Genomic DNA, 517 nt, shown 5'->3' with positions numbered 1-517 from the left:
TGTAGAAAAAAATAGATTACGATATTTTTTTTCGAACATAGGACAAATTCCCTACTAGTTTTTTTAGCTTTTTTCCTGGTCGGAAAATAATTGAAGCACGAGTTACATTATCTTTAGAAACACCTGCTGCGCTATCACTAGCAGTTCCTTTCACACTTATTTGAAACGTGCCCAAAGGTTCTAGTCTAACGATTTCGCCTTTTTCTAAATGGTCTTCCAATACTTTTACTAAACTAATGACTGCGGCATAACAATCAGCTTGTGTTAGCGATGTAGCTTGGGCAATTTCTTCGGTTACTTTCTCTAAATCTACTTCGCCTGTTTTAGTTGCTTTTGGGTAATAAAGCAGCGGTGCATCGGGTTGCGTTGGATTAGTTTTTCCAATTGGCGTAATGAGTATGGCCATATTTTTAATGGATAAGAGTTACTATTAATACTTGTCAGAACAAAGATAGAAATTTACCGCGGTAATTTATTCAATTTACCGCCGTAACTTATCTAATTTACCGCGGTAAAA

General features: G+C 36.0%; 1 protein-coding gene. It reads right to left on the bottom strand.

Going from position 1 to position 517, the window contains the following annotated elements; all coding sequences use genetic code 11:
- Positions 1-16: 16 nt before the first annotated feature.
- Positions 17-406 carry an HU family DNA-binding protein gene (locus tag WFZ85_RS16075; protein ID WP_187658681.1) on the bottom strand — a complete coding sequence of 130 codons (390 nt, stop codon included), beginning with the start codon at positions 404-406 and terminating at the stop codon, positions 17-19.
- Positions 407-517: the final 111 nt, after the last annotated feature.

This window comes from Flavobacterium aureirubrum, from assembly GCF_038739835.1.
GTDB lineage: Bacteria > Bacteroidota > Bacteroidia > Flavobacteriales > Flavobacteriaceae > Flavobacterium > Flavobacterium aureirubrum.
Note: the sequence above shows the minus strand (reverse complement) of the source record. Positions and strands in the feature narration are given on the sequence as shown.

Coding starts and splice junctions, on each gene's coding strand:
- WFZ85_RS16075 (WP_187658681.1), bottom strand. CDS start 406: ATGGCCATACTCATTACGCCAATTGGAAAAACTAATCCAACGCAACCC.